This window comes from Tatumella citrea, assembly GCF_002163585.1.
GTDB classification, from domain to species: Bacteria; Pseudomonadota; Gammaproteobacteria; order Enterobacterales; family Enterobacteriaceae; genus Tatumella; species Tatumella citrea.
Genome location: NZ_CP015579.1, coordinates 2,048,105 through 2,066,805 on the forward strand (window position 1 = coordinate 2,048,105; position 18,701 = coordinate 2,066,805).

The window sequence follows — 18,701 nt, forward strand, 5'->3', positions numbered from 1 at the left end:
ACCAGCATACAGTGCGATTACCTGGTATCTTGTAGTGCTGATATTCATGCGCAAACACAAAGACCTTGCACGTGGATATGAATATTGGTTTCTTGTTAACCCGGTTTTTTACTGAGAAAACGACGATTAATCCCCTGAAAGGACCGCGAAACGTGCAGCCATCGATGCCAAACTGGAATGATTTACGAATTTTTTTAGAAGTCTACCGGGCCGGAAGTTTATCCGGTGCTGCCAGACACCTGAGGATTGATGTTTCTACCGTAAGTCGCCGGATTGCCAGTCTTGAAAGGTCGTTATCCGCACCAGTATTTGAACGTCATCCATCCGGGTTAAAACTGACATTCAAAGGAAAGGAAATACTAACCAGCGTTGAAGCCATGGAATCACAGCTCCTGGCGACTGCAGGGGCCGGAGTAGCATCATTAAATCAGCACCTCAAAGGGGAGGTCAGAATTGGTACCATGGAAGGTATTGCTTCTTTTTACCTGGCCAAAAAACTCTCTGACTTTAGCCATCAATATCCTGACCTGCATGTCGAACTCATTACTTCGCCACATCAGGTTCATGTGAATCGTCGTGAAGCGGATGTATTTTTAAGTTTTTATCCCTACGAAGCAAAAGGTCTGGATATCATGCCAGTAGGTAAATTTAAATTGTATTTATATGCGTCTGATGAATATATCCGTAATCACGGGATTCCTGAAAATAAAGAACAACTAAAACAGCATAAATTTGTCAGCTATATCGATGATTTAGTCGAACTGGATACTGTGCGCTGGCTGGATGAAATAATTGCTAATCCACAGATAGTATTCAGTTCGAGCAGCATGATTGCACAGATGTTTGCTGCCAGCGGAGGGTGCGGCCTGGTGATGTTACCTGACTTTATGCATGCAGAACATTATGGCATGCAAAAGGTATTGGATCAGACGCTATTTAGTGAACGTGTTATCTGGCTTTCTGTACATAAAGAGTTGCGTTTTTTGCCTAAAATTAAAACAGTTATTCATTTTCTGGTCGAATCTTTTAAACAGGATTATCCAAACACACCAGGTATTACCATCGTCTGATACTCTGTATGCACCGCAAGGGTGCATGTATTCAGTGCCAGTGGCTGAGCAGAGAAATTCAGTTATCTTATTATTTCAGGTACTCCTTTCATCCGGGCAACTCATCGTTTCAACGTCGGTTTCTTTTCATTAATTCTTCACCAAACTGGTGCGTATTTTCCTTTGCAAAAATGCAATGGCCTGTGCGAAATCACGACTTTTTAGCCTTAAAAAGCTCTGTTAATGTGCAAAAATCACCAAAGGGGGGGATATGAATGACGTCATAAGCAGCAAAAAAACATCTATAAATGACATCTATAACAGCAAGCAATACCGGCAGTATTCGCGACATAAACTCATTGTTATCTGGACATTGATTGGAATTACTTTGGCGTTCTACTTCTCTGTTCCGGTACTTAATTTTCTGGCTCCGGGGATGATGAATTACCGGATAACAGGATCTGTAAATGTCGGTCTGATTTGGGTAATTATGCAATATCCATTAGGGGGGCTGATTGCCTGTTATTACGTCAAAAAAATGAGGCAACTGGATAATCACCAGTGGCCTGAAACACTCACTGACAGGTCGTCATTTTAAATGAAAGCTAAAACTATATTATTATCAGTTCTGCCTGCGCTTATTACCTGCCCGGTATATGCAGCAGATAATGCCCTGGTGGATAATAGTCATAAAGGAATAACTTTTACTATATTCGCTGTTTTATTTCTTTTTTCATTATCTATTACCTGGTTAGCCTCTAAAAAGAATGCCACTGCAGATGATTTTTATACCGCCGGTGGGGGTATCGGTCCGGTTCAAAACGGTCTGGCTATTGCCGGAGATTACCTTTCAGCAGCCGCATTTCTTGGCGTTTCCGGATTGATTGCGCTGTATGGTTTTGATGGGGTGAGTTATATCGTTGGCTTTTTTATCGCCTTTATTCCGGTGTTAATTCTTGTCGCAGAACCTTGCCGGCATCTTGGGAAGTTTACTCTCGGTGATGTGCTGGCCTGGAGAAATTCATTCAGGGCAACGAAAACTGTTGCTGCATTTTCCAGTGTGATTGTAGCTTTGTTTTATATGGTACCGCAGATAGCCGGTGGAGCAGTGATTGTCAGGGCGCTTATTGGTATTCCATATGAAATATCCGTGATTGCCGTGGGCGTATTAATGATGATCTATGTTGCGTTTGGAGGTATGCGTGCCACAACCGCAGTTCAGGTCACTAAAGCCATATTACTCATTAGTTGCTGTTTTGTATTAGTCGTTCTTTCATGGCTGCCGTTTGGTTTTAATGGCGTCAGTTTTATCAACCATATCACCAGCGACGTCAGGATTCAGCATTACGTTTTATCCCTGTTCCGGGATTCATCAATGACGCCAGAACAAGCAGGACAACGCTTTCTGGAGCCAGGTTTGTACCTGAAAAAACCGGTAGAACAAATTTCGCTGGGGCTGGCCCTGGTGCTTGGTACGGCCGCTATGCCGCATGTTCTGATGCGATTCTTTGCTGTTCGTAGTGCAGTTGATGCCCGAAAATCTGTGCTATGGAGCATGTTGTTTATCGGTGTATGCCACCTGTTCATCATCATTATTGGTTTTGCCTGTGCTCATTTCCTTGGCGCAGAAGCCATACGTAGCGCTGAAAAGGGCGGTAACCTGGCGGCTCCTTTACTTGCGCAATACCTGGGCGGCGGACCGGACAGTATGGGCGGAAATTTCCTGTTAGCTCTGGTCTCTGCAATTTCATTCGCCACAATTGTTGCTGTGGTGGCAGGTTTGACCCTGGCAGCCGCATCTGCCATGGCACATGATGTTTATGTCGGGGCAATCAAAAAAGAGAAAGCCTCTGAGCAGGAGCAGGTTATTGCCGCCCGGATAGCCACACTGATCATGGCTGTAATCGCCGTTATCGCGGGCATTGCTGCCAAAGGCCAAAATGTGGCTTATCTGGTAGGGTTGGGATATGCCGTTGCTGCCTCAGCAAACCTGCCGGCTCTTATCCTGTCACTTTACTGGCGCCGGTGTAATACCGCAGGGGTAGTGGCTGGAATTGTTGGCGGCACTCTCTTATCCATTGGTTTGGTACTGGTCTCTCCGGGGATGAATTATCCTCTGATTCAAAAAGAGCAGTTAGTCAGCCAGCTTCATTTAGCAGAGCTCCAACCCAATTCTTCAACACAGAATCTGAAATTGCGTACTGAGTTGCAGCAGAAGATTGATGCAATTCCGGATAACGCAACCAGCATTATAGGACTGAAAAAGCCACTGACCTCTCTGAACAATCCGGGAATCATCACAATACCTGCAGGATTTTTATTGGTAATCGTTTTTTCACTGCTGTTTCGTGACGAGCGGGCTCTGCAGCGTTGGCCAGAACTCGCTATTCGCCGGGATTTAGGAAGTCGCATCCAGTCATAGTACCCCATATATTTGTTAATAATTTCGAGGAAAAAATGCAATTACCCACTGTTAAAGCAGCATCTGTCCATGCCTCACCTGTTTATATGAATGCCCGGGCTACACTTGAAAAAGCGTTAAATCTGATAGCAGAAGCCAGCAACAATGGCGCCGAACTGGTGGTTTTTCCGGAATCATTTATACCTGGTTTTCCTGTGTGGGCCGCGCTTTGGGGGCCAATTTATAACCACCAGTGGTTCAGGAAAATGGCAGAGAATAGTTTGCTTATTGATGGACCAGAAATTAAAGCACTGTGCAGTGCAGCAGCCCGTCATGACATCCTGATATGTGTAGGTTTTAGTGAACGCAGCCCTGTCAGTGTCGGGTGTTTGTGGAACTCATCGGTATTGATTGATCAGACAGGAAAAATTATTAATCATCACCGAAAACTAGTGCCTACTTTCTACGAGAAAATGGTGTGGGCTGCCGGTGATGGTGCCGGGCTGAATGTATGTGACACCCGTATAGGCAAGATCGGGGGATTAATCTGTGGAGAAAATACCAATCCGTTGGCCCGTTACTCTCTGATGGCGCAGGGTGAGCAAATCCATATCTCACAATGGCCTTCTGTCTGGCCTACTAAAAAACCAACGGCAGGTGGCAATTTTGATAATCTTGCGGCGAACCGTATACGCGCAGGTGCTCATTCTTTCGAAGCTAAATGCTTCGGCATTATGAGTGCATCTCTTATGGATAATGAAATGATCAGCATGCTGACAGATTTTGACAGCAGCGTTGGAGAGATTCTCGAAAATACGCCGCAGGCAGTGACAATGTTTGTTGACCCGACGGGAACCCAGATCGGGGATATGTTGCAGCATGAAGAAGGCATAGCATATGCGACCTTTGACCTCACTCAAATCATTGAATTAAAACAACTGCATGATGTAGTTGGATATTATAATCGTTTTGATGTGTTCAGCCTGAATGTCAACAGGCATCGCCTGGTCCCGGCCAGATTTACAGAACACCCATCGGTCGAAAATAGCTATCCGGTGATTGCCGGCGATAACGGCGAACAACAAACCGAAATATAAGCGGGTTATCCCTGCGTCTGCCCCCAGTCAGTGATAGCAAAATGAAATGCTGCCACTGACGCGTTCCCCGGCATCAGAGAGTTTCATCAATTCCTTGTTGTTCATCAGGGAGAGTCTGTTTAAGGGCAGACAGCAGAAAGCTGACCGGCTCATCCGGCGGGGCGAGATCCTGGCGCAAAATGACGTGTAAAGGGGTCATCCTGTGAGCACCATGGCTGAGGGGTAACGGTTTTAGTTCACCCTCTGCCAGTTGTTTCCCGATATGCGTACGTGGCAGCCAGCCATAACCTAACCCGGCAATAATGGCCCCGGCTGCGGCATCTACTGTCGAAAAATTCCAGGCATGTCCTGCGGTTGCTGCGGCCTGCTGACCATCAGCAATCTGAATCCGGGGCCAGCGGCTTAACAACGCCTCTGTCAGGGGTTCAGTGTTGGCAAATAACGGATGGTCGTAACGGGCAACCGCAATAAAATCAACATTCATCAGCCATTCACCGCGCCCGGTGAGATTTTGCCGTGCAGTTACAATCTGGATATCAGCATCATTAAATGCTGTGATTTCCTGCGTACTACCCTCGAGTATTTCGGTCAGCTGAATCTGCAAATGAGGCCAGCGTTCGCGAAACTGATTCAGTGCCCGATATAACAGCCCGCGCGGACATATAGCGTCGACTACCATATTTAACTGTGTCCGCTGTCCGTCATGCATGGTTGCGGCAAGGGCCTCCACGTAGCCAAATGCTTTGAGTAATGGCCGCATTTGCAAAAGTAAAGCAGACCCGGCAGTAGTGAGTACACTGCGGCGCCCATCAGCAACCAACAATGTAACCCCGAGCTGTTCCTGTAGCTGTGAAAGATTATAACTGACTGATGACTGGCTGCGATGAAGCTGCAGTGCAGCCCGGGCAAAACTACCTGTAGCCACAACACAATCGAGAATTGCCCATTGTTCCAGAGTGGTACGTTGCATGATTGTTTCACTTTTTGGATGAATTAAATCATAAATTAGCGTTATTCATCGGAAATTTAAAGGCGTAGCATTCAGGTATTGAAACCGGGGAGCACGAAAATGAGCACATTTGATAAACACGATTTAAGCAAATTTGTCGGTAAACACCTGGTCTATACCTATGATAATGGCTGGAATTACGAAATTTATGTAAAAAACGAGCATACTCTGGATTACCGTATCCACAGTGGTCTGGTGGGGAATCGTTGGGTAAAAGATCAGCAGGCGTATATTGTCCGGGTAGGGGAAAGCGTTTATAAAATTTCCTGGACAGAGCCCACCGGCACCGATGTCAGCCTGATCGTTAATTTTGCCGATAAACTTTTCCATGGAACTATCTTTTTCCCGCGCTGGGTGATGAATAATCCGGAAAAAACGGTCTGTTTCCAGAATGACCACATTCCGCTAATGAACCAGTATCGTGATGCCGGCCCGGCTTACCCGACTGAGGTGATTGATGAATTTGCCACTATCACCTTTGTACGGGATTGCGGCGCCAATAATGATTCAGTGATTGCCTGTGCCGCCAGCGAGCTACCGGCAGATTTTCCTGAAAACCTGCGGTAATGACGACAGTAACCATAACCGGCCCCGGGCCTAATGCCGATCGTTTAAGGATCATTTGACCGATCCGGTGGCTGGTGTAAAAAGGGTTCATATGCAGACATGGACCCTTTTTAAATGGAACTTTCGCAAGCTCTCGGCATTATTAATCTCACTGCTCCCGAAGAAGTACAGAGCCTCTCTGACCTGCTCTCTCCTGACCTCATCCGACAGGCGTTTTCCCTCACTCATACCGTCACGCTGCGTAAGCGTAAACTTCCCCTTGAGTCGATGGTCTGGCTGGTTATCGGTATGGCCATATTCAACAATAAGCCCATGAGCCATATCGTGAATTTGATGGATATTGTTGACCGGACCGGACGGTCATTTACCGCACCCAGCTCTGTGATTGCCCGCCGAAAAACACTGGGCGAAGATGCCATCCGGGTCCTGTTTGATCTCACTCAACAACACTGGCACGAAGAAGCCAGACATCCCCTCTGGCACGGGTTGACGCTTAATGCTGTTGATGGCGTTGTCTGGCATACCCGGGACACTCCTGAAAATGCAGAGGCCTTCGGCAAAGCATCTAATCAGCATGGTGAACGCGGTTATCCTCAGGTTCGTATGGTGTGTCTGATGGAACTCAGCAGCCATCTGCTGCGTGCAAGTGTGTCAGGTCGCTACGATATCAACGAAATGCGGCTGGCCGCTCAGCTGGCAGAAAATGCACCGGATAACAGTATTACGCTGTTTGATAAGGGCTTTTACTCTTTAGGGTTGTTACATGACTGGCATAATGCAGGTGAAAATCGCCACTGGCTAACACCGCTGAAAAAGAACACTCAGTATGAAGTGGTACGAAAGCTCGGCAGGCAGGACGAACTGATACGACTGAAAACCACGCCTCAGGCCAGAAAGCAATGGAAAGGCCTGCCGGAAGAACTCATAGTGAGGCTAATCAGGCGGAAAGTGAACGGGACGGAACGGCAGGTAGTCACTTCCATGACAGATGCGATGCGTCATCCGGCGACTGACGTGGCAGAACTTTATAAGCATCGCTGGGAAATCGAGCTGGGATATCGTGAGGCAAAGCAGTTTTTACTGGGAAACCGCTGGACGCTGAGAAGCCGGTTGCCCGATTTGGTGAAGCAGGAGCTATGGGGAATGCTGACGTATAACCTGGTGCGTTACCAGATGATTAAAATGGCGTTCAGCCTGAAAGGAAATTACCTGCCTTACCAGTTGAGCTTCAGCGGTGCAGTATCAGAGATATTACGGCTACTGATCGGTCTGACGTGGGCTTCACCGGGAGCCATCCCGGGTCACCTTAAACACTTTTACAGTAATGCCGGGATGCTGAAACTGCCACCACGACGAGAACGGGAATATGTGAGAGAAGTGAGGGAGAAAAGGTCGAAATATCCCTTTAAAAACAATGCCGGTCACCTTAAGTGACCGGCATTAGCCCCGGGCCGGTTTTTTTAAACGTAAAACCGGGCTTTCGATCGTGGCCAGGAATACAGTGTTAGCATTTAACCTGTAGTAAATTTTGTCTATCATAAAACCCGCAATGGCCCGTGCTAAAGCCCTGGGCATTGATGTGTACGGCCCGTACCCCGCCGATACCACCTATAAAGCCGTAGAAACTCAACAGTTAAATGCAGTGGTTTCTATGTATCACGATCAGTTTGCCACGGCGCTTAAGATGCTCGGTTTCGAGCGTGGTATTACCGTGCAGGGCGGCCTTCCTGTTCCTATTGCTACTGCTAACCATGGTACAGCTTATAACCTGTACGGACAGGGCATTGCCTCTCCATCGGCATTTGAAAGTGCCCTGAAACTGCTGGTTCGTATGGCCGGATCTACCGCGCAGTAATCCTTCTCCAGGCCGGTAACTACGGCCTTCTCATGACTAAATCTGCTGGCAGGCAGATTTCTCCAACTCCGATATATTCCAAACACGTGGTTTATTTATTTACTTTTTAGGGTATTATTAATACCTTAAAATAATTATATATAAACCTTCCCGTTGATGTAGGTTTATAAAAAAAGGTACAGGGGTATTATGACTACCCAAATAATCTCTAAATTAAACCATCTCCTGAGTACCACACCTGATGGTGTGGTACTGACATCGTCGTGGCTGGCTGAGCAGGGCTATAGTCAGGAGCTGTTAAAGCAATACCGGAAAAGTCAGTGGTATAAATCCATCGGAACAGGTGCGCTGCAAAGGGAAGGTGATGAGATTGATTATCTGGGGGGGATTTATGCCCTGCAGACGCAACTTGGTATGGCAATACATCCGGGGGCTAAAACAGCACTGGCACTCCAGGGTCGTGCGCATTACCTTGGTTTTAATGAACATCGGGTAACGCTGTTTGGTCCGCCGGGCGAGAAACTTCCAAAATGGTATCAGGAATACAACTGGGGAATAGAGATAAATTCAAAATCCTCAGATTTTTTGCCGCGGGAACAGGGGCTTATCGAACTTGGGCATAAATCATTTAACGTGCTGATTTCCGGTCCGGCACGTGCTGTTATGGAATGTCTTTACCTCGCACCTGCACATCAGCCGTTGCTGGAAACATACGAACTGATGCAAGGATTAAACAATCTGCGCCCGCTTTCTGTTCAAAAACTGCTTGAGAGTTGCAGGTCGGTTAAGGTGAAACGCCTGTTCCTTTACATGGCTGAGAAAGCAGGGCACGACTGGTTCAGCTTTGTTAACACAGAAAAAGTCGATCTGGGCAGTGGCAAAAGAATGATCACCCCGGGTGGGGTCCTGAACGTAAAATACCAGATCACTGTCCCGGAAGAACTGGAATCAGCAAAATGAAAGAGATTTACAAAAAGCAGGTACAGTTACTACTTGATGTGCTTCCTGAAGTGGCAAAAGAAGATTGTTTCGCTATGCATGGTGGTACGGCTATCAATCTTTTCTATCACGATATGCCGAGACTGTCGGTTGATATCGACCTGACATACGTACCGGTTGCTGACCGCAATAGCAGTCTCGAAGGAATCAATCAGGCTTTATTGCGTGTTAAGGGCAATATTCAAAACGTGAGGTCTGGTATACAGATAGAGCACAGGGCGGATGTCTGCAAGCTTCAGGTGACGGAACAAGGTGTACTGATCAAAATAGAGGTCAACACCGTCGGCAGAGGACTGATCGCTAACGCAGTTAAGATGCCACTGTGCAATACAGCCCAGGAGATCTTTGATGCATTCTGTGCGATGCCCGTGGTCTCCAGGTCACAACTTTATGGTGGTAAATTGTGTGCGGCTCTTGACCGCCAACATCCTCGCGATTTGTTCGACGTCAAACTGATGCTTCAGGAGACAGGATTTACGGACGACATCAGGCACGGGCTAATCTATGGGTTGGCCAGCAGTACCCGGCCGGTACACGAAATGCTAGACCCACATTTGCTTGACCAACGTAGTGCTTATGAAAATCAGTTCCAGGGAATGAGTGACATTCCTTTTAGCTATGAGGATTACGAGCAGACGAGAAAGCAACTGGTATCAATGATACGTGAAAGCCTGACGACTGAAGATAAAGCATTTCTCCTGAGTTTCAGTCGTGCAGAACCCGACTGGTCTCTGTATGAATTCAGGCATTTTCCCTCGGTCAAATGGAAACTGCACAACCTTGAAAAACTGCGAACGGAGAAACCCCTGAAATGGCAGGAACAACTTGATAAAGCAGAAGCGCTACTGAGTCAGTGACCTGCAACATATCAGTGATGATTTAAAATGTATCTTCCGCTGAATGATGCATCATGTGGTGGAAAAGTGGCAAGGGCATACTGTCCTGCTGCTATGCTGATGTTCAGACGAAATAGTCACTGTTCACCAGAAACTGATTAATGTAACGCCATTATTCCCCGAAACCTAAGCTGTCATGTGATGAATTACCACTATCCGGTAACAGATTAATCCCCCCCTTTAGCTCAGATACATATCCCCCTGCATAAGAACTCAGGAGTTCGGATTTTCTAAATCAACAGCTCAGGAAATGCTGTTTTCACCCATGCTGTATGGCGTGTATATCTGACCTCAAATCCATTTGTTATCAGGGGCAGATGAGTACTGATATTTATATGCGACAACCCAATGCTAAATCTCATGTCCGGATTCGCTTCAGGGGAACGAACTTTCCCCGTCAGGCGTCGCGGGCAATTATGTTTATCGCCGGTATTCACTGTACATGTCAGCCACTTTACGGAATGCAATCATGACGTTTTCAATTATTGGACACTGTCCGGACTCCGGTCAGTTGGGTATTGCGGTGTGTTCAGACGGTGTGGCTGTCGGAGCCCGTAGTCTGCTACTGCGCAGCCAGGTCGGGGTGGTTTCGAGCCTGAACTCCCGCTTACCGTTTCCGGGCAGGCATATTCTGGACCTTATAGAACAGGGTGTATCACCCGATATTGCGCTCAAAACCGGACTTAATGACGATAAATACCTGCCGTTTCACCAGGTGGTGGTGTTTGCCAGTAACGGGCTCAGGGCTTTTTACAGTGGCCAACACATCCCGGCAATCAGTAATGTGGCCATTGGTGAAAACTGTGTCGCAGCGGGTCATTCGTTGGTAAGTCAGCAGGTTATTACCGATATGACCAATGCGTTCGAAAAGCAGCAGGGGCAACTGACCGAGCGACTGATCGCTGCGATGATCGCAGGAGTGAAAGCTGGCGGAGAGACCGGGCGTGTACACTCATCTGCGTTATCGGTGATTGGTGAACTTCTGTGGCCTGTCGTCGATTTACGTGTTGACTGGACTGAGGGAGATCCTGTTCAGGAACTTGATCTGCTATGGCAGGCTTACAAGCCACAGATGCAGGATTATATCACCCGCGCGCTAAATCCTGAGAGTGCTCCGGGCTATGGGGTTCCCGGCGACGAATAAGAGTAGCGAGGACTTATACATGACGAGAAAAGCAGGTCTGAAAACGGGGAGCAACGCTATCGAACTGGCGGTTAAACAATTGACTTCCCGCGCTACCAGCCCCCCGGGTTAAACATCAGAGACTGCTTTATCTTTTCAAAACGTCAGCTTCAGGAAGCACTAACAGCCTGGTATCGCCAGAAACCGTATGCTGGTGACAGAAATCTTAAGTCTGAATCGTGGAGATTATATGGTTAGTGCAGAAATCACCCCATTTCCTCAGTCAAAAACAGAACACCTGAAATCTGGTAAACAGCACATCGCTGTACGGCTGGATGGTGTATTGAAACGTTTTGGAGAGTCCGTTGCGTTGCATAAAATTTCCTTAATCATTGAGGAAGGGGAATTCATTACATTACTTGGCCCTTCAGGTTGTGGAAAAACGACGCTACTCAATTTAATGGCAGGGTTTACCGAAACGGATGGCGGGGAAATCTTCATCGATGGTGAGCCAGTGACGGAAATCCCTCCTTACCAGCGCGAGATCGGGATTGTCTTCCAGAATTATGCGCTATTCCCACATATGTCAGTAGAGAAAAACGTGGGCTACGGTTTACGCATGCGTGGTGTCTCAAAAACAGAAATCACTGAACGGGTTGAACAGGCACTGGCACTGGTGAAACTTGCTGGCTACGGTCAACGAAAACCGCGTGAACTCTCAGGCGGACAGCAGCAACGTGTGGCACTTGCGAGGGCGCTGGTTATTCGTCCTAAAGTACTGCTGTTGGATGAGCCATTTTCAGCGTTAGATAAGAATCTGCGTTTGTCGATGCAAGTCGAACTAAAAGCAATTCAGCGTAAGCTTGGAGTGACCACTGTTTTCGTCACCCATGACCAGGGGGAAGCCCTGAGTATGAGTGACCGCATCGTTGTTATGTCGGCAGGCCACGTGCGCCAGATCGGCACTCCAAATGTGGTTTATCATCATCCTGCCGATCCGTTCGTTGCAGGATTTGTGGGTGATGTAAATATCCTGCCTGGTGTCTATGCCGGGCGTGACAGCACAGCAATCATCGAACTGGGAGGAAATACAGTACGCCTGCCTGCCGAGCGCGTGAATGCGACCGTTGGTGATCGTCTGGATGTATATGTTCGTCCGGAAAATATCCGCTTAGTCTCCCTCGGGCCGGATGCGCTGTTCAGTGCAACTGTAATTACTCACGTATTTCAGGGTGATCATGTTGATGTGTACCTTGATGTACCTTCCCTTAATACAGCATCACTGTTTGTGAGGCAGTCCGGTCTGGATTCATTAAATGACTGGCCGGTCGGTCGGGTTGCCGGAATCAGTTTTGATGAGAAAAGTATCTCTGCATTCAGATCCACAGAATCGGAGGGAAAGTAATTATGCTGCCGGAAATAATGAATGCAGTCATTGCCCGCCAACCCGGTGGAGCGGACATGTTAGAGCTGGTGCAGCGTCCTGTCCCACAACCGGCTTTCGGTGAAGTCCTGATTCAGGTTATTTATGCGGGTGTCAATCGTCCCGATATTATGCAACGCAATGGAATCGCGGTTCCGCCCGGCGTTACTGATATTTTAGGGCTGGAAGTTTCAGGAAATATCGTCGCAGTAGGGGCCGGGGTCGAACACCTCTCTGTCGGAACACCGGTAATGGCCCTGCTGAATGGTGGAGGCTATGCAGGCTACTGCATAGCCCGCGCTGAACTATGTTTAATTCTCCCCGAAAGCTTATCGTTGGCAGAAGCAGCAGGCGTCCCTGAAGCTGCATTTACGGTCTGGCATAATTTGTTTGAACTTGGACGGTTGCAACCTGGCGAAACCGTACTTATCCATGGCGCTGCAAGTGGCGTCGGTACTTTTGCATTGCAATGTGCACAGGCGTGCGGTGCACAGGTTATTGCCACCGCCGGTGGCAGGGAAAAGATTGCCGCCCTCCGGGAATTGGGGGTATGGCGAGCTATCGATCGCCATAATGAAGATTTTGTGGAGGTGATTAACCAGATAACTAATGGGCAGGGCGTAGATATAGTGCTGGATAATGTCGGCGGCGATTACGTCTCCCGTAACCTCCGTGTATTAGCACCGCAAGGGCGTCATGTGAGTTTAGGGTTTATGCAGGGGGCCAGAATTGAGCTGGATTTACAACTGATTATGCGCAAAGGATTGAGCCTGACCTCCTCAACGCTTCGACCGAAAAGCAGTGCAGAGAAAGCTCGTCTTGCACGATGCATTGAAAAGCATCTGTTGCCATTGATGAGTGCCGGTAAAATCTCACCGGTTCTGCATCAAATTGTTCCGCTTGCCGATGTTGCTCAGGCTCACCGGATTCTGGAAACGAATGCTAATACCGGTAAGGTCCTGTTAGAGGTGGCTCCGGAGGCGGTCGTATGATGCAACTTTACTTCGCAACGACATCAACATTTGTCCGAAAAGTGATGGTCTGCGCCCGACTGTTAAATCTTAGCGATGATATTGAGTTGCTGGATTCTGCCGCACACCCGGTCGATCGCGACGAACGTATTGCCTCCTTCAACCCTCTGGCGAAGGTACCGGCGTTACGTACAGCAGAGGGTTTATGTCTCTACGATAGCCGGGTCATTTGTGAATATCTCAATTCTCTTGCTCAGGGGACATTAATTCCTCATAGCGGAGAAGCACGCTGGATAAGCCTGACACGTCAGGCTCTGGGAGACGGACTCGCCGATGCGGCGCTGTTAGCGCATTATGAATTCAACGCCCGGCCACCGGAAAAGCAGTGGCAGGGATGGGCTGATGCCCAACTGAAGAAGGTTAACGCAGCGCTGGCAGAAAGTGAGAGACAGGCGACAGGTTTTAGCCGGCAACCTGATGATATCGGACTGATCTCGATTGGTTGTGCTCTGGGCTACCTTGATTTTCGTTTTGCTCAGTTTCACTGGCGTGAAAACCACCCGCAACTTGCTGCATGGTTTGCTGTTTTCGATACACATCCGGCAATGGTTGAATCGCGTCCGCACGTATAATCTGGAGCTGATATGTTACAACAGATCTATTTTCTGAATGGGCCGAATGCCAATCTTTATGGTCTCGATAAGAACGGTACCTATGGGAGTGAAAGCTTTGTCAGTATTGGTGAACGTTGCCAGAAACGCGCGGAAACTCAGGGAGTTGCCTTGCAATTCCGGCAAAGTAATCATGAAGGCGTACTGGTTGACTGGATTCAGGAAGCACGACAACACGCGTCAGGTCTGATTATCAATGCTGCAGGTCTGACTTACAGCTCAGTCCCAATTCTTGATGCGTTGTTGATGTTCGAAGGCCCCGTCATTGAAGTTCACATGAGCAATATCTGGAAACGCGAACCGTTCCGCCATCATTCGATGGTCTCCAAAGCGGCCACCGGAGTAATTGCCGGACTTGGGGCAACAGGCTATGAACTGGCGATTGACGCGGTAATCAATTTGCTCGGGGACCCTGCCATATGAGTACTTTAGTTTTTTACAGTGAATTCGACAGTTTTGAACAATGGTCTGCCTTACTCGCTCCTTATTTGCCAGGTGTAACCATCTGCCGGGCCGAAGCAGTGAATGATACGGATGACGTACACTATGCGTTGGCATGGAAACCACCACGCAACTTTTTTGCGCCTTATCCTAATCTGAAACTGCTGGTCAATCTGGGGGCAGGTGTTGATTCACTGACCGGCAGGGATGATTTACCGGATATACCTATCCTCCGGCTGTCTGACCCGGAGATGGCCCAAATGATGGCAGGGTATGTACTGTTTGCTGTTTTGCGTTATGCCCGCGATATTCCTGTTTTTGAACGTGCTCAACGCCAAAGGCGCTGGCACTATCTGCATCCACGGGTTCCTGGCAGTATCCGTGTGGGAGTCCTGGGACTCGGAGAGCTGGGATCCAGAAGCGCGCAGGAGCTGGCGAGACAGGGCTTTGATGTACGGGGCTGGTCGCGGACACAGAAAGAGATAGCGGGAATTCTGTGCAGCAGCGGCCTTTCAGAACTGGATAGTTTCCTGTCAGAAAGTGATATTCTGGTAGTGATGCTGCCGTTAACGCCACAGACACAAGGGCTGCTTACTGCTGAACGTCTGAAAAAATTACCGCATGGTGCGTCATTTATAAATGTTTCACGGGGCGCAATTGTTGATCAGCCAGCGCTGACAGCGGCATTACAGTGCGGACAGATTGCCGAAGCGACACTGGATGTATTTGATCGAGAGCCGCTTCCGCCAGAAGATCCGCTGTGGCAAATGGAAAACGTTCTGATTACCCCTCATCTTGCGTCGGTGGCTATTCCCGCCAGTGCCGCACTTCAGGTGGCCGAAAATATTCTGCGATCCATGCGCGGGGAACCAGTCACTAATCAGGTATTTCCTGAACGGGGCTATTAACTGTATTTCGGCGGGCGGTTGTGCCGCCCGCCATGCCCGCTGATCATGCAACACGAACGGCCTGTGGATCGAAATAGCTGGGTGCAGCCATTCCCGGAATATATTGATCGGAGATAAACATCCGGCAACGTTCGGCGAAAGCATTCACCACCATAGAATGATGAGCACTGGCTACAGTGGCATACCCAAGTTGCATAGGCTGGTTGACACCCGCCAGTCGCACACGAATTAATCGTTTCCCATCCTGTGACAGGTTTGCTTTAGGGCGAACATTAGTGATGGCAAAGCCCACGCCATTTGCCACCATCGCACGCACTACCTCCAGATTACCTGAGCGCATTACTATATTCGGGGTGATACCGGCCTGACTAAACAAACTAAGGAAATATTCCCTGCTGCACGGCATATCGAGTAAAACCATCGGCATTTCTGCCAGGTCCTGGAGAGTAGCTGCAGGCTGGTTGGCCAGTGGATGGTGTTCCCCAACCATAAGGTAGGGCGGAAGTTTGGCAAGTGGCTGAAATTCAATATCATTAACTGGTACCAAATCATAAGTCAGTGCAATATCGATATCTGCACTGCGCAATTGCCTGAGTAACTGTTCATGATTACCTTCAATCAACGTGATACGTACTCCCGGGAAAGCACGACCATACCCAAATACCAGTTCAGGAGTCAGCATTGGGGCGAGCGTATCAAGGCAGCCCACGCGTAAAGGGCCACGAACATTATTCAGCGATTCTGAAGCGATAGTATAGAGGTTAGACATTTGCGACAGAATCAGTCTTGCCTCTCTTAATACCTGCTGACCAATGGCTGTCAGAGATACGCCCTGAGCATGGTGGCGGACAAATAACTGAACGCCCAGCTCCGACTCAATATGAGTAATTGCAGCAGAGATTGATGGCGAGGAAACGTGGATACGTTCCGAGGCACCAATAATACTGCCCGCTTCGCCGGAGGCGACAAAGTATTCCAGCTGACGCTGAGTAATGCGACTGAGCATACAGGTTCTCCCGGGATCGCCGACATGATTGTTATCACGCCAGTCATTATGATATTGCCATTTACCCTGCATTTATCATGCCAAATACCAGGTAAGAGAATCATCACTTGCCTGATAGCGGCTGACTATTCGCTTCTCCCTTATTAGTAGTTAAGTAAATCCTCACTTGTTCACCGTTATTTATAGCGTCAGAAATCCTGATGCAACGACGCAGAAAAGCCTGTTTTACCGAAGAGTGAGCCGGGGGCAGAATCGTAATAACACCAGAGCCAGTTACGGCGGTCGACGGTGGTTACAGATAACTTCACCAGCCTGTTAATTCAATGGGGACAAAATATGTTGCGTAAGATTTGTACCATAACGTTATTGACCACCAGCATATTAAGTGCCGGCAACGCAATGGCAGCCGACACCTTGATAGTCAGCACCTGGGGGGGAGGTTTTAAAGATCTTATTGATCAGACAATTGCTAAAGAATTTACCAAAGAAACCGGAGCAAACGTGCAATTTGTCACCGGCGGGACAATAGACAGACTGAATAAAGCTAAACTCGCCGGTGATACTCCCGAAACGGACGTCACCTTTACCACGGCCCAGGTCGGTTATCTGTATGCAAACAGTGGGCTGTTTGAGAAGTTAGACATGAGTAAAATCCCAAATGCGGTGAATCTGGTCAGCGAGGCCAAAGTCAGTCCATATCATCTTGGTGTTTGGGGCTATGTATATACCATTGCTTATCGACCTGATCTGGTACCTAAAGGCATCACTTTCAACAGCTGGAATGACCTTTGGAACCCGGCACTGAAGAATATGATAGCGTTACCTGACTGGGACCCAAGCCATATTATTACTGTTGCCGCCAAACTTTCGGGAGCGGATGCTGCACACTGGCAACAAGGGCAGGCGAAACTAAAAGCATTGATCCCAAATATAAAATCTTTCTACACCGATGACGCTAACAGTCAGCAACTGATTTCGACCGGTGAAACACCGGTACAGGTGATGCTATCGATGAACGCATACACCATGATGGCTGAGGGGGTAAATATCAAACTGGCTATTCCTAAGGAAGGTGCAGTTCTTGGGGTGGATACTATAGGTATAAATAAAGGCACAAAACATGCTGACCTGGCCTACAAATTTATCAATATTGCGTTGAATCCCAAAATTCAGGAGCAGGTGGCGAAGATCTATCGGGGAAGCCCGACGGTAACCAATGCACATATTGATCCGAACCTGGCAAAACTGCCCGGTATGTTAACCACCGCAGCGCAGTGGGATGCCACAATCAATACTGACCCACAACTACGGGCAGAAAAAACCGCGGAATGGCGGCAATGGTTCTCAGAGAACATTATGTCTCATTAATATAAATCCGGGCGGCTTCTCCTGGCGTCCGTATCTTATAGTTTCTTCAGGCAGCAGATCTATGACGAGAAAACCTACATTTTTACCCTGGTTCATCCTGCCGGCAACGCTGACTGCATTTGGATTAATCATCGCCATGTTAGCTGTGATGCAATTCAGCATCCGTGCATATATTCCCGGTTCACTGGATGTCGGAAGATTTACCCTGGCAAACTTCAGTGGATTGTTTAAACGCATCTTTGCTGAAGCGTTTATTAATACCGTGGTATTAAGCGCTAAAACGGCCATTTATGGTCTGATAATGAGTTATCCGCTGGCCTATGCCCTTGTCCGCACCCGTACCCGATGGATCAAGTCAGCTATTCTTATTATCGCTATTACTCCGTTATTTCTCGGGGAAGTGGTGCGTACCTATTCATGGATTATTGTGCTTGGCAACACGGGTTTTCTGAACAGTCTGCTTCTGGCAACAGGGTTTATTGCTAAACCTGTACAGTTTATGTTCACCCAAGGTGGCGTGGTAGTGGCGCTGGTACACGTGACCATGCCGGTTATGGTACTCATGCTGGCGACTGCACTATCGCATATCAGCCCTGATTATGAAAAAGCGGCTGCCAGCCTGGGAGCCGGTCCAATACGCAGATTGATAACTGTAACGATCCCTCTTTCATTACCCGGGATTATTTCAAGTCTGACCACTGCTTTTGCCTGGACGTTCAGTGCCTTCGCGACCCCACAACTGATCGGTGGCGGTCGGGTAGCAACGATTGCCACTATGGTATATCAGCTCGGTTTCTCTTCATTGAATTTTCCGTTTGCAGCAGCTCTTAGCATTGCTGGTCTCGGTCTGACGATTCTTCTGCTGATGGCTCTGAAACGCATTACCCGATTCCTGCCTGCGATGGGAGAGAAATGAT

General features: G+C 48.2%; 19 protein-coding genes. 17 read left to right on the forward strand and 2 right to left on the reverse strand.

All coding sequences use genetic code 11. From position 1 onward, the window contains the following. The first annotated feature begins 77 nt into the window (after positions 1-77). The 4 genes from A7K98_RS09760 to A7K98_RS09775 all read left to right on the forward strand — a co-directional run bounded on the left by A7K98_RS09760 (position 78) and on the right by A7K98_RS09775 (position 4,547). On the forward strand, positions 78-1,070 hold the full coding sequence (locus A7K98_RS09760) for a LysR family transcriptional regulator (RefSeq protein ID WP_198361151.1): 993 nt from the start codon (positions 78-80) through the stop codon (positions 1,068-1,070). Between the two features lie 250 nt (positions 1,071-1,320). Further along, positions 1,321-1,647 carry a DUF485 domain-containing protein gene (locus A7K98_RS09765; protein ID WP_087488384.1) on the forward strand — a complete coding sequence of 109 codons (327 nt, stop codon included), beginning with the start codon at positions 1,321-1,323 and terminating at the stop codon, positions 1,645-1,647. Then, positions 1,648-3,471 carry a solute symporter family protein gene (locus A7K98_RS09770; protein ID WP_087488385.1) on the forward strand — a complete coding sequence of 608 codons (1,824 nt, stop codon included), beginning with the start codon at positions 1,648-1,650 and terminating at the stop codon, positions 3,469-3,471. A 35-nt stretch (positions 3,472-3,506) separates the two neighbouring features. Continuing rightward, positions 3,507-4,547 (forward strand): carbon-nitrogen hydrolase family protein, encoded by a 1,041-nt coding sequence (locus A7K98_RS09775; protein ID WP_087488386.1) that lies wholly within the window; start codon positions 3,507-3,509, stop codon positions 4,545-4,547. 73 nt (positions 4,548-4,620) lie between these two features. Here the strand turns inward: A7K98_RS09775 and A7K98_RS09780 are convergent, their stop codons facing one another. Next, positions 4,621-5,517: a LysR family transcriptional regulator gene (locus A7K98_RS09780; protein ID WP_087488387.1), complete on the reverse strand. Its 897-nt coding sequence runs from the start codon at positions 5,515-5,517 to the stop codon at positions 4,621-4,623. Positions 5,518-5,616: 99 nt separating this feature from the next. Between A7K98_RS09780 and A7K98_RS09785 the strand changes: the two genes are divergently transcribed. The 11 genes from A7K98_RS09785 to A7K98_RS09835 all read left to right on the forward strand — a co-directional run bounded on the left by A7K98_RS09785 (position 5,617) and on the right by A7K98_RS09835 (position 15,410). Further along, positions 5,617-6,123 (forward strand): phenolic acid decarboxylase, encoded by a 507-nt coding sequence (locus A7K98_RS09785; protein ID WP_087488388.1) that lies wholly within the window; start codon positions 5,617-5,619, stop codon positions 6,121-6,123. A 114-nt stretch (positions 6,124-6,237) separates the two neighbouring features. Further along, positions 6,238-7,557 carry an IS4 family transposase gene (locus A7K98_RS09790; RefSeq protein ID WP_087488389.1) on the forward strand — a complete coding sequence of 440 codons (1,320 nt, stop codon included), beginning with the start codon at positions 6,238-6,240 and terminating at the stop codon, positions 7,555-7,557. A gap of 94 nt (positions 7,558-7,651) precedes the next feature. After that, complete coding sequence (locus A7K98_RS09795; protein WP_232461617.1) at positions 7,652-7,978, forward strand: 4-hydroxythreonine-4-phosphate dehydrogenase PdxA; 327 nt, start codon at positions 7,652-7,654, stop codon at positions 7,976-7,978. Between the two features lie 189 nt (positions 7,979-8,167). Further along, positions 8,168-8,938 (forward strand): type IV toxin-antitoxin system AbiEi family antitoxin, encoded by a 771-nt coding sequence (locus A7K98_RS09800; RefSeq protein WP_087488390.1) that lies wholly within the window; start codon positions 8,168-8,170, stop codon positions 8,936-8,938. Next, positions 8,935-9,834 (forward strand): nucleotidyl transferase AbiEii/AbiGii toxin family protein, encoded by a 900-nt coding sequence (locus A7K98_RS09805; protein ID WP_087488391.1) that lies wholly within the window; start codon positions 8,935-8,937, stop codon positions 9,832-9,834. The genes A7K98_RS09800 and A7K98_RS09805 overlap by 4 nt, the downstream gene beginning before the upstream one ends. A gap of 508 nt (positions 9,835-10,342) precedes the next feature. Continuing rightward, positions 10,343-11,017: a DUF1028 domain-containing protein gene (locus A7K98_RS09810; RefSeq protein WP_087488392.1), complete on the forward strand. Its 675-nt coding sequence runs from the start codon at positions 10,343-10,345 to the stop codon at positions 11,015-11,017. A 229-nt stretch (positions 11,018-11,246) separates the two neighbouring features. Then, positions 11,247-12,401 (forward strand): ABC transporter ATP-binding protein, encoded by a 1,155-nt coding sequence (locus tag A7K98_RS09815; protein WP_087490450.1) that lies wholly within the window; start codon positions 11,247-11,249, stop codon positions 12,399-12,401. A gap of 2 nt (positions 12,402-12,403) precedes the next feature. After that, the gene (locus A7K98_RS09820) at positions 12,404-13,411 is read left to right on the forward strand and encodes an NAD(P)H-quinone oxidoreductase (RefSeq protein ID WP_087488393.1); all 1,008 of its coding nucleotides are present in this window, start codon (positions 12,404-12,406) and stop codon (positions 13,409-13,411) included. Beyond that, complete coding sequence (locus A7K98_RS09825; RefSeq protein ID WP_087488394.1) at positions 13,408-14,022, forward strand: glutathione S-transferase family protein; 615 nt, start codon at positions 13,408-13,410, stop codon at positions 14,020-14,022. The genes A7K98_RS09820 and A7K98_RS09825 overlap by 4 nt, the downstream gene beginning before the upstream one ends. A 12-nt stretch (positions 14,023-14,034) precedes the next feature. Then, on the forward strand, positions 14,035-14,484 hold the full coding sequence (locus A7K98_RS09830) for a type II 3-dehydroquinate dehydratase (RefSeq protein ID WP_087488395.1): 450 nt from the start codon (positions 14,035-14,037) through the stop codon (positions 14,482-14,484). Further along, a complete protein-coding gene (locus A7K98_RS09835; protein WP_087488396.1) occupies positions 14,481-15,410 on the forward strand; it encodes a 2-hydroxyacid dehydrogenase in 930 nt (309 codons plus the stop codon). The genes A7K98_RS09830 and A7K98_RS09835 overlap by 4 nt, the downstream gene beginning before the upstream one ends. A gap of 43 nt (positions 15,411-15,453) precedes the next feature. On the opposite strand, the gene A7K98_RS09840 is transcribed toward A7K98_RS09835, so the two are convergent. Further along, on the reverse strand, positions 15,454-16,416 hold the full coding sequence (locus A7K98_RS09840; RefSeq protein WP_087490451.1) for a LysR family transcriptional regulator: 963 nt from the start codon (positions 16,414-16,416) through the stop codon (positions 15,454-15,456). A gap of 336 nt (positions 16,417-16,752) precedes the next feature. Here A7K98_RS09840 and A7K98_RS09845 point away from each other — a divergent pair, with 336 nt between their 5' ends. Together A7K98_RS09845 and A7K98_RS09850 are read left to right on the forward strand one after the other, a co-directional pair. Continuing rightward, positions 16,753-17,784, forward strand: a complete 1,032-nt coding sequence (locus A7K98_RS09845; RefSeq protein ID WP_087490452.1) for a polyamine ABC transporter substrate-binding protein — start codon at positions 16,753-16,755, stop codon at positions 17,782-17,784. A 61-nt stretch (positions 17,785-17,845) separates the two neighbouring features. Beyond that, positions 17,846-18,700 carry an ABC transporter permease gene (locus A7K98_RS09850; RefSeq protein ID WP_087488397.1) on the forward strand — a complete coding sequence of 285 codons (855 nt, stop codon included), beginning with the start codon at positions 17,846-17,848 and terminating at the stop codon, positions 18,698-18,700. Position 18,701: the final 1 nt, after the last annotated feature.

Excerpts from the sequence above, each read along its gene's own strand:
- A7K98_RS09790 (WP_087488389.1), top strand. The coding sequence starts at position 6,238 with ATGGAACTTTCGCAAGCTCTCGGCATTATTAATCTCACTGCTCCCGAA.
- A7K98_RS09820 (WP_087488393.1), top strand. The coding sequence starts at position 12,404 with ATGCTGCCGGAAATAATGAATGCAGTCATTGCCCGCCAACCCGGTGGA.
- A7K98_RS09810 (WP_087488392.1), top strand. The coding sequence starts at position 10,343 with ATGACGTTTTCAATTATTGGACACTGTCCGGACTCCGGTCAGTTGGGT.
- A7K98_RS09805 (WP_087488391.1), top strand. The coding sequence starts at position 8,935 with ATGAAAGAGATTTACAAAAAGCAGGTACAGTTACTACTTGATGTGCTT.
- A7K98_RS09825 (WP_087488394.1), top strand. The coding sequence starts at position 13,408 with ATGATGCAACTTTACTTCGCAACGACATCAACATTTGTCCGAAAAGTG.
- A7K98_RS09780 (WP_087488387.1), bottom strand. The coding sequence starts at position 5,517 with ATGCAACGTACCACTCTGGAACAATGGGCAATTCTCGATTGTGTTGTG.
- A7K98_RS09835 (WP_087488396.1), top strand. The coding sequence starts at position 14,481 with ATGAGTACTTTAGTTTTTTACAGTGAATTCGACAGTTTTGAACAATGG.
- A7K98_RS09770 (WP_087488385.1), top strand. The coding sequence starts at position 1,648 with ATGAAAGCTAAAACTATATTATTATCAGTTCTGCCTGCGCTTATTACC.
- A7K98_RS09775 (WP_087488386.1), top strand. The coding sequence starts at position 3,507 with ATGCAATTACCCACTGTTAAAGCAGCATCTGTCCATGCCTCACCTGTT.
- A7K98_RS09815 (WP_087490450.1), top strand. The coding sequence starts at position 11,247 with ATGGTTAGTGCAGAAATCACCCCATTTCCTCAGTCAAAAACAGAACAC.
- A7K98_RS09760 (WP_198361151.1), top strand. The coding sequence starts at position 78 with ATGAATATTGGTTTCTTGTTAACCCGGTTTTTTACTGAGAAAACGACG.
- A7K98_RS09765 (WP_087488384.1), top strand. The coding sequence starts at position 1,321 with ATGAATGACGTCATAAGCAGCAAAAAAACATCTATAAATGACATCTAT.
- A7K98_RS09800 (WP_087488390.1), top strand. The coding sequence starts at position 8,168 with ATGACTACCCAAATAATCTCTAAATTAAACCATCTCCTGAGTACCACA.
- A7K98_RS09845 (WP_087490452.1), top strand. The coding sequence starts at position 16,753 with ATGTTGCGTAAGATTTGTACCATAACGTTATTGACCACCAGCATATTA.
- A7K98_RS09850 (WP_087488397.1), top strand. The coding sequence starts at position 17,846 with ATGACGAGAAAACCTACATTTTTACCCTGGTTCATCCTGCCGGCAACG.
- A7K98_RS09830 (WP_087488395.1), top strand. The coding sequence starts at position 14,035 with ATGTTACAACAGATCTATTTTCTGAATGGGCCGAATGCCAATCTTTAT.
- A7K98_RS09785 (WP_087488388.1), top strand. The coding sequence starts at position 5,617 with ATGAGCACATTTGATAAACACGATTTAAGCAAATTTGTCGGTAAACAC.
- A7K98_RS09840 (WP_087490451.1), bottom strand. The coding sequence starts at position 16,416 with ATGCTCAGTCGCATTACTCAGCGTCAGCTGGAATACTTTGTCGCCTCC.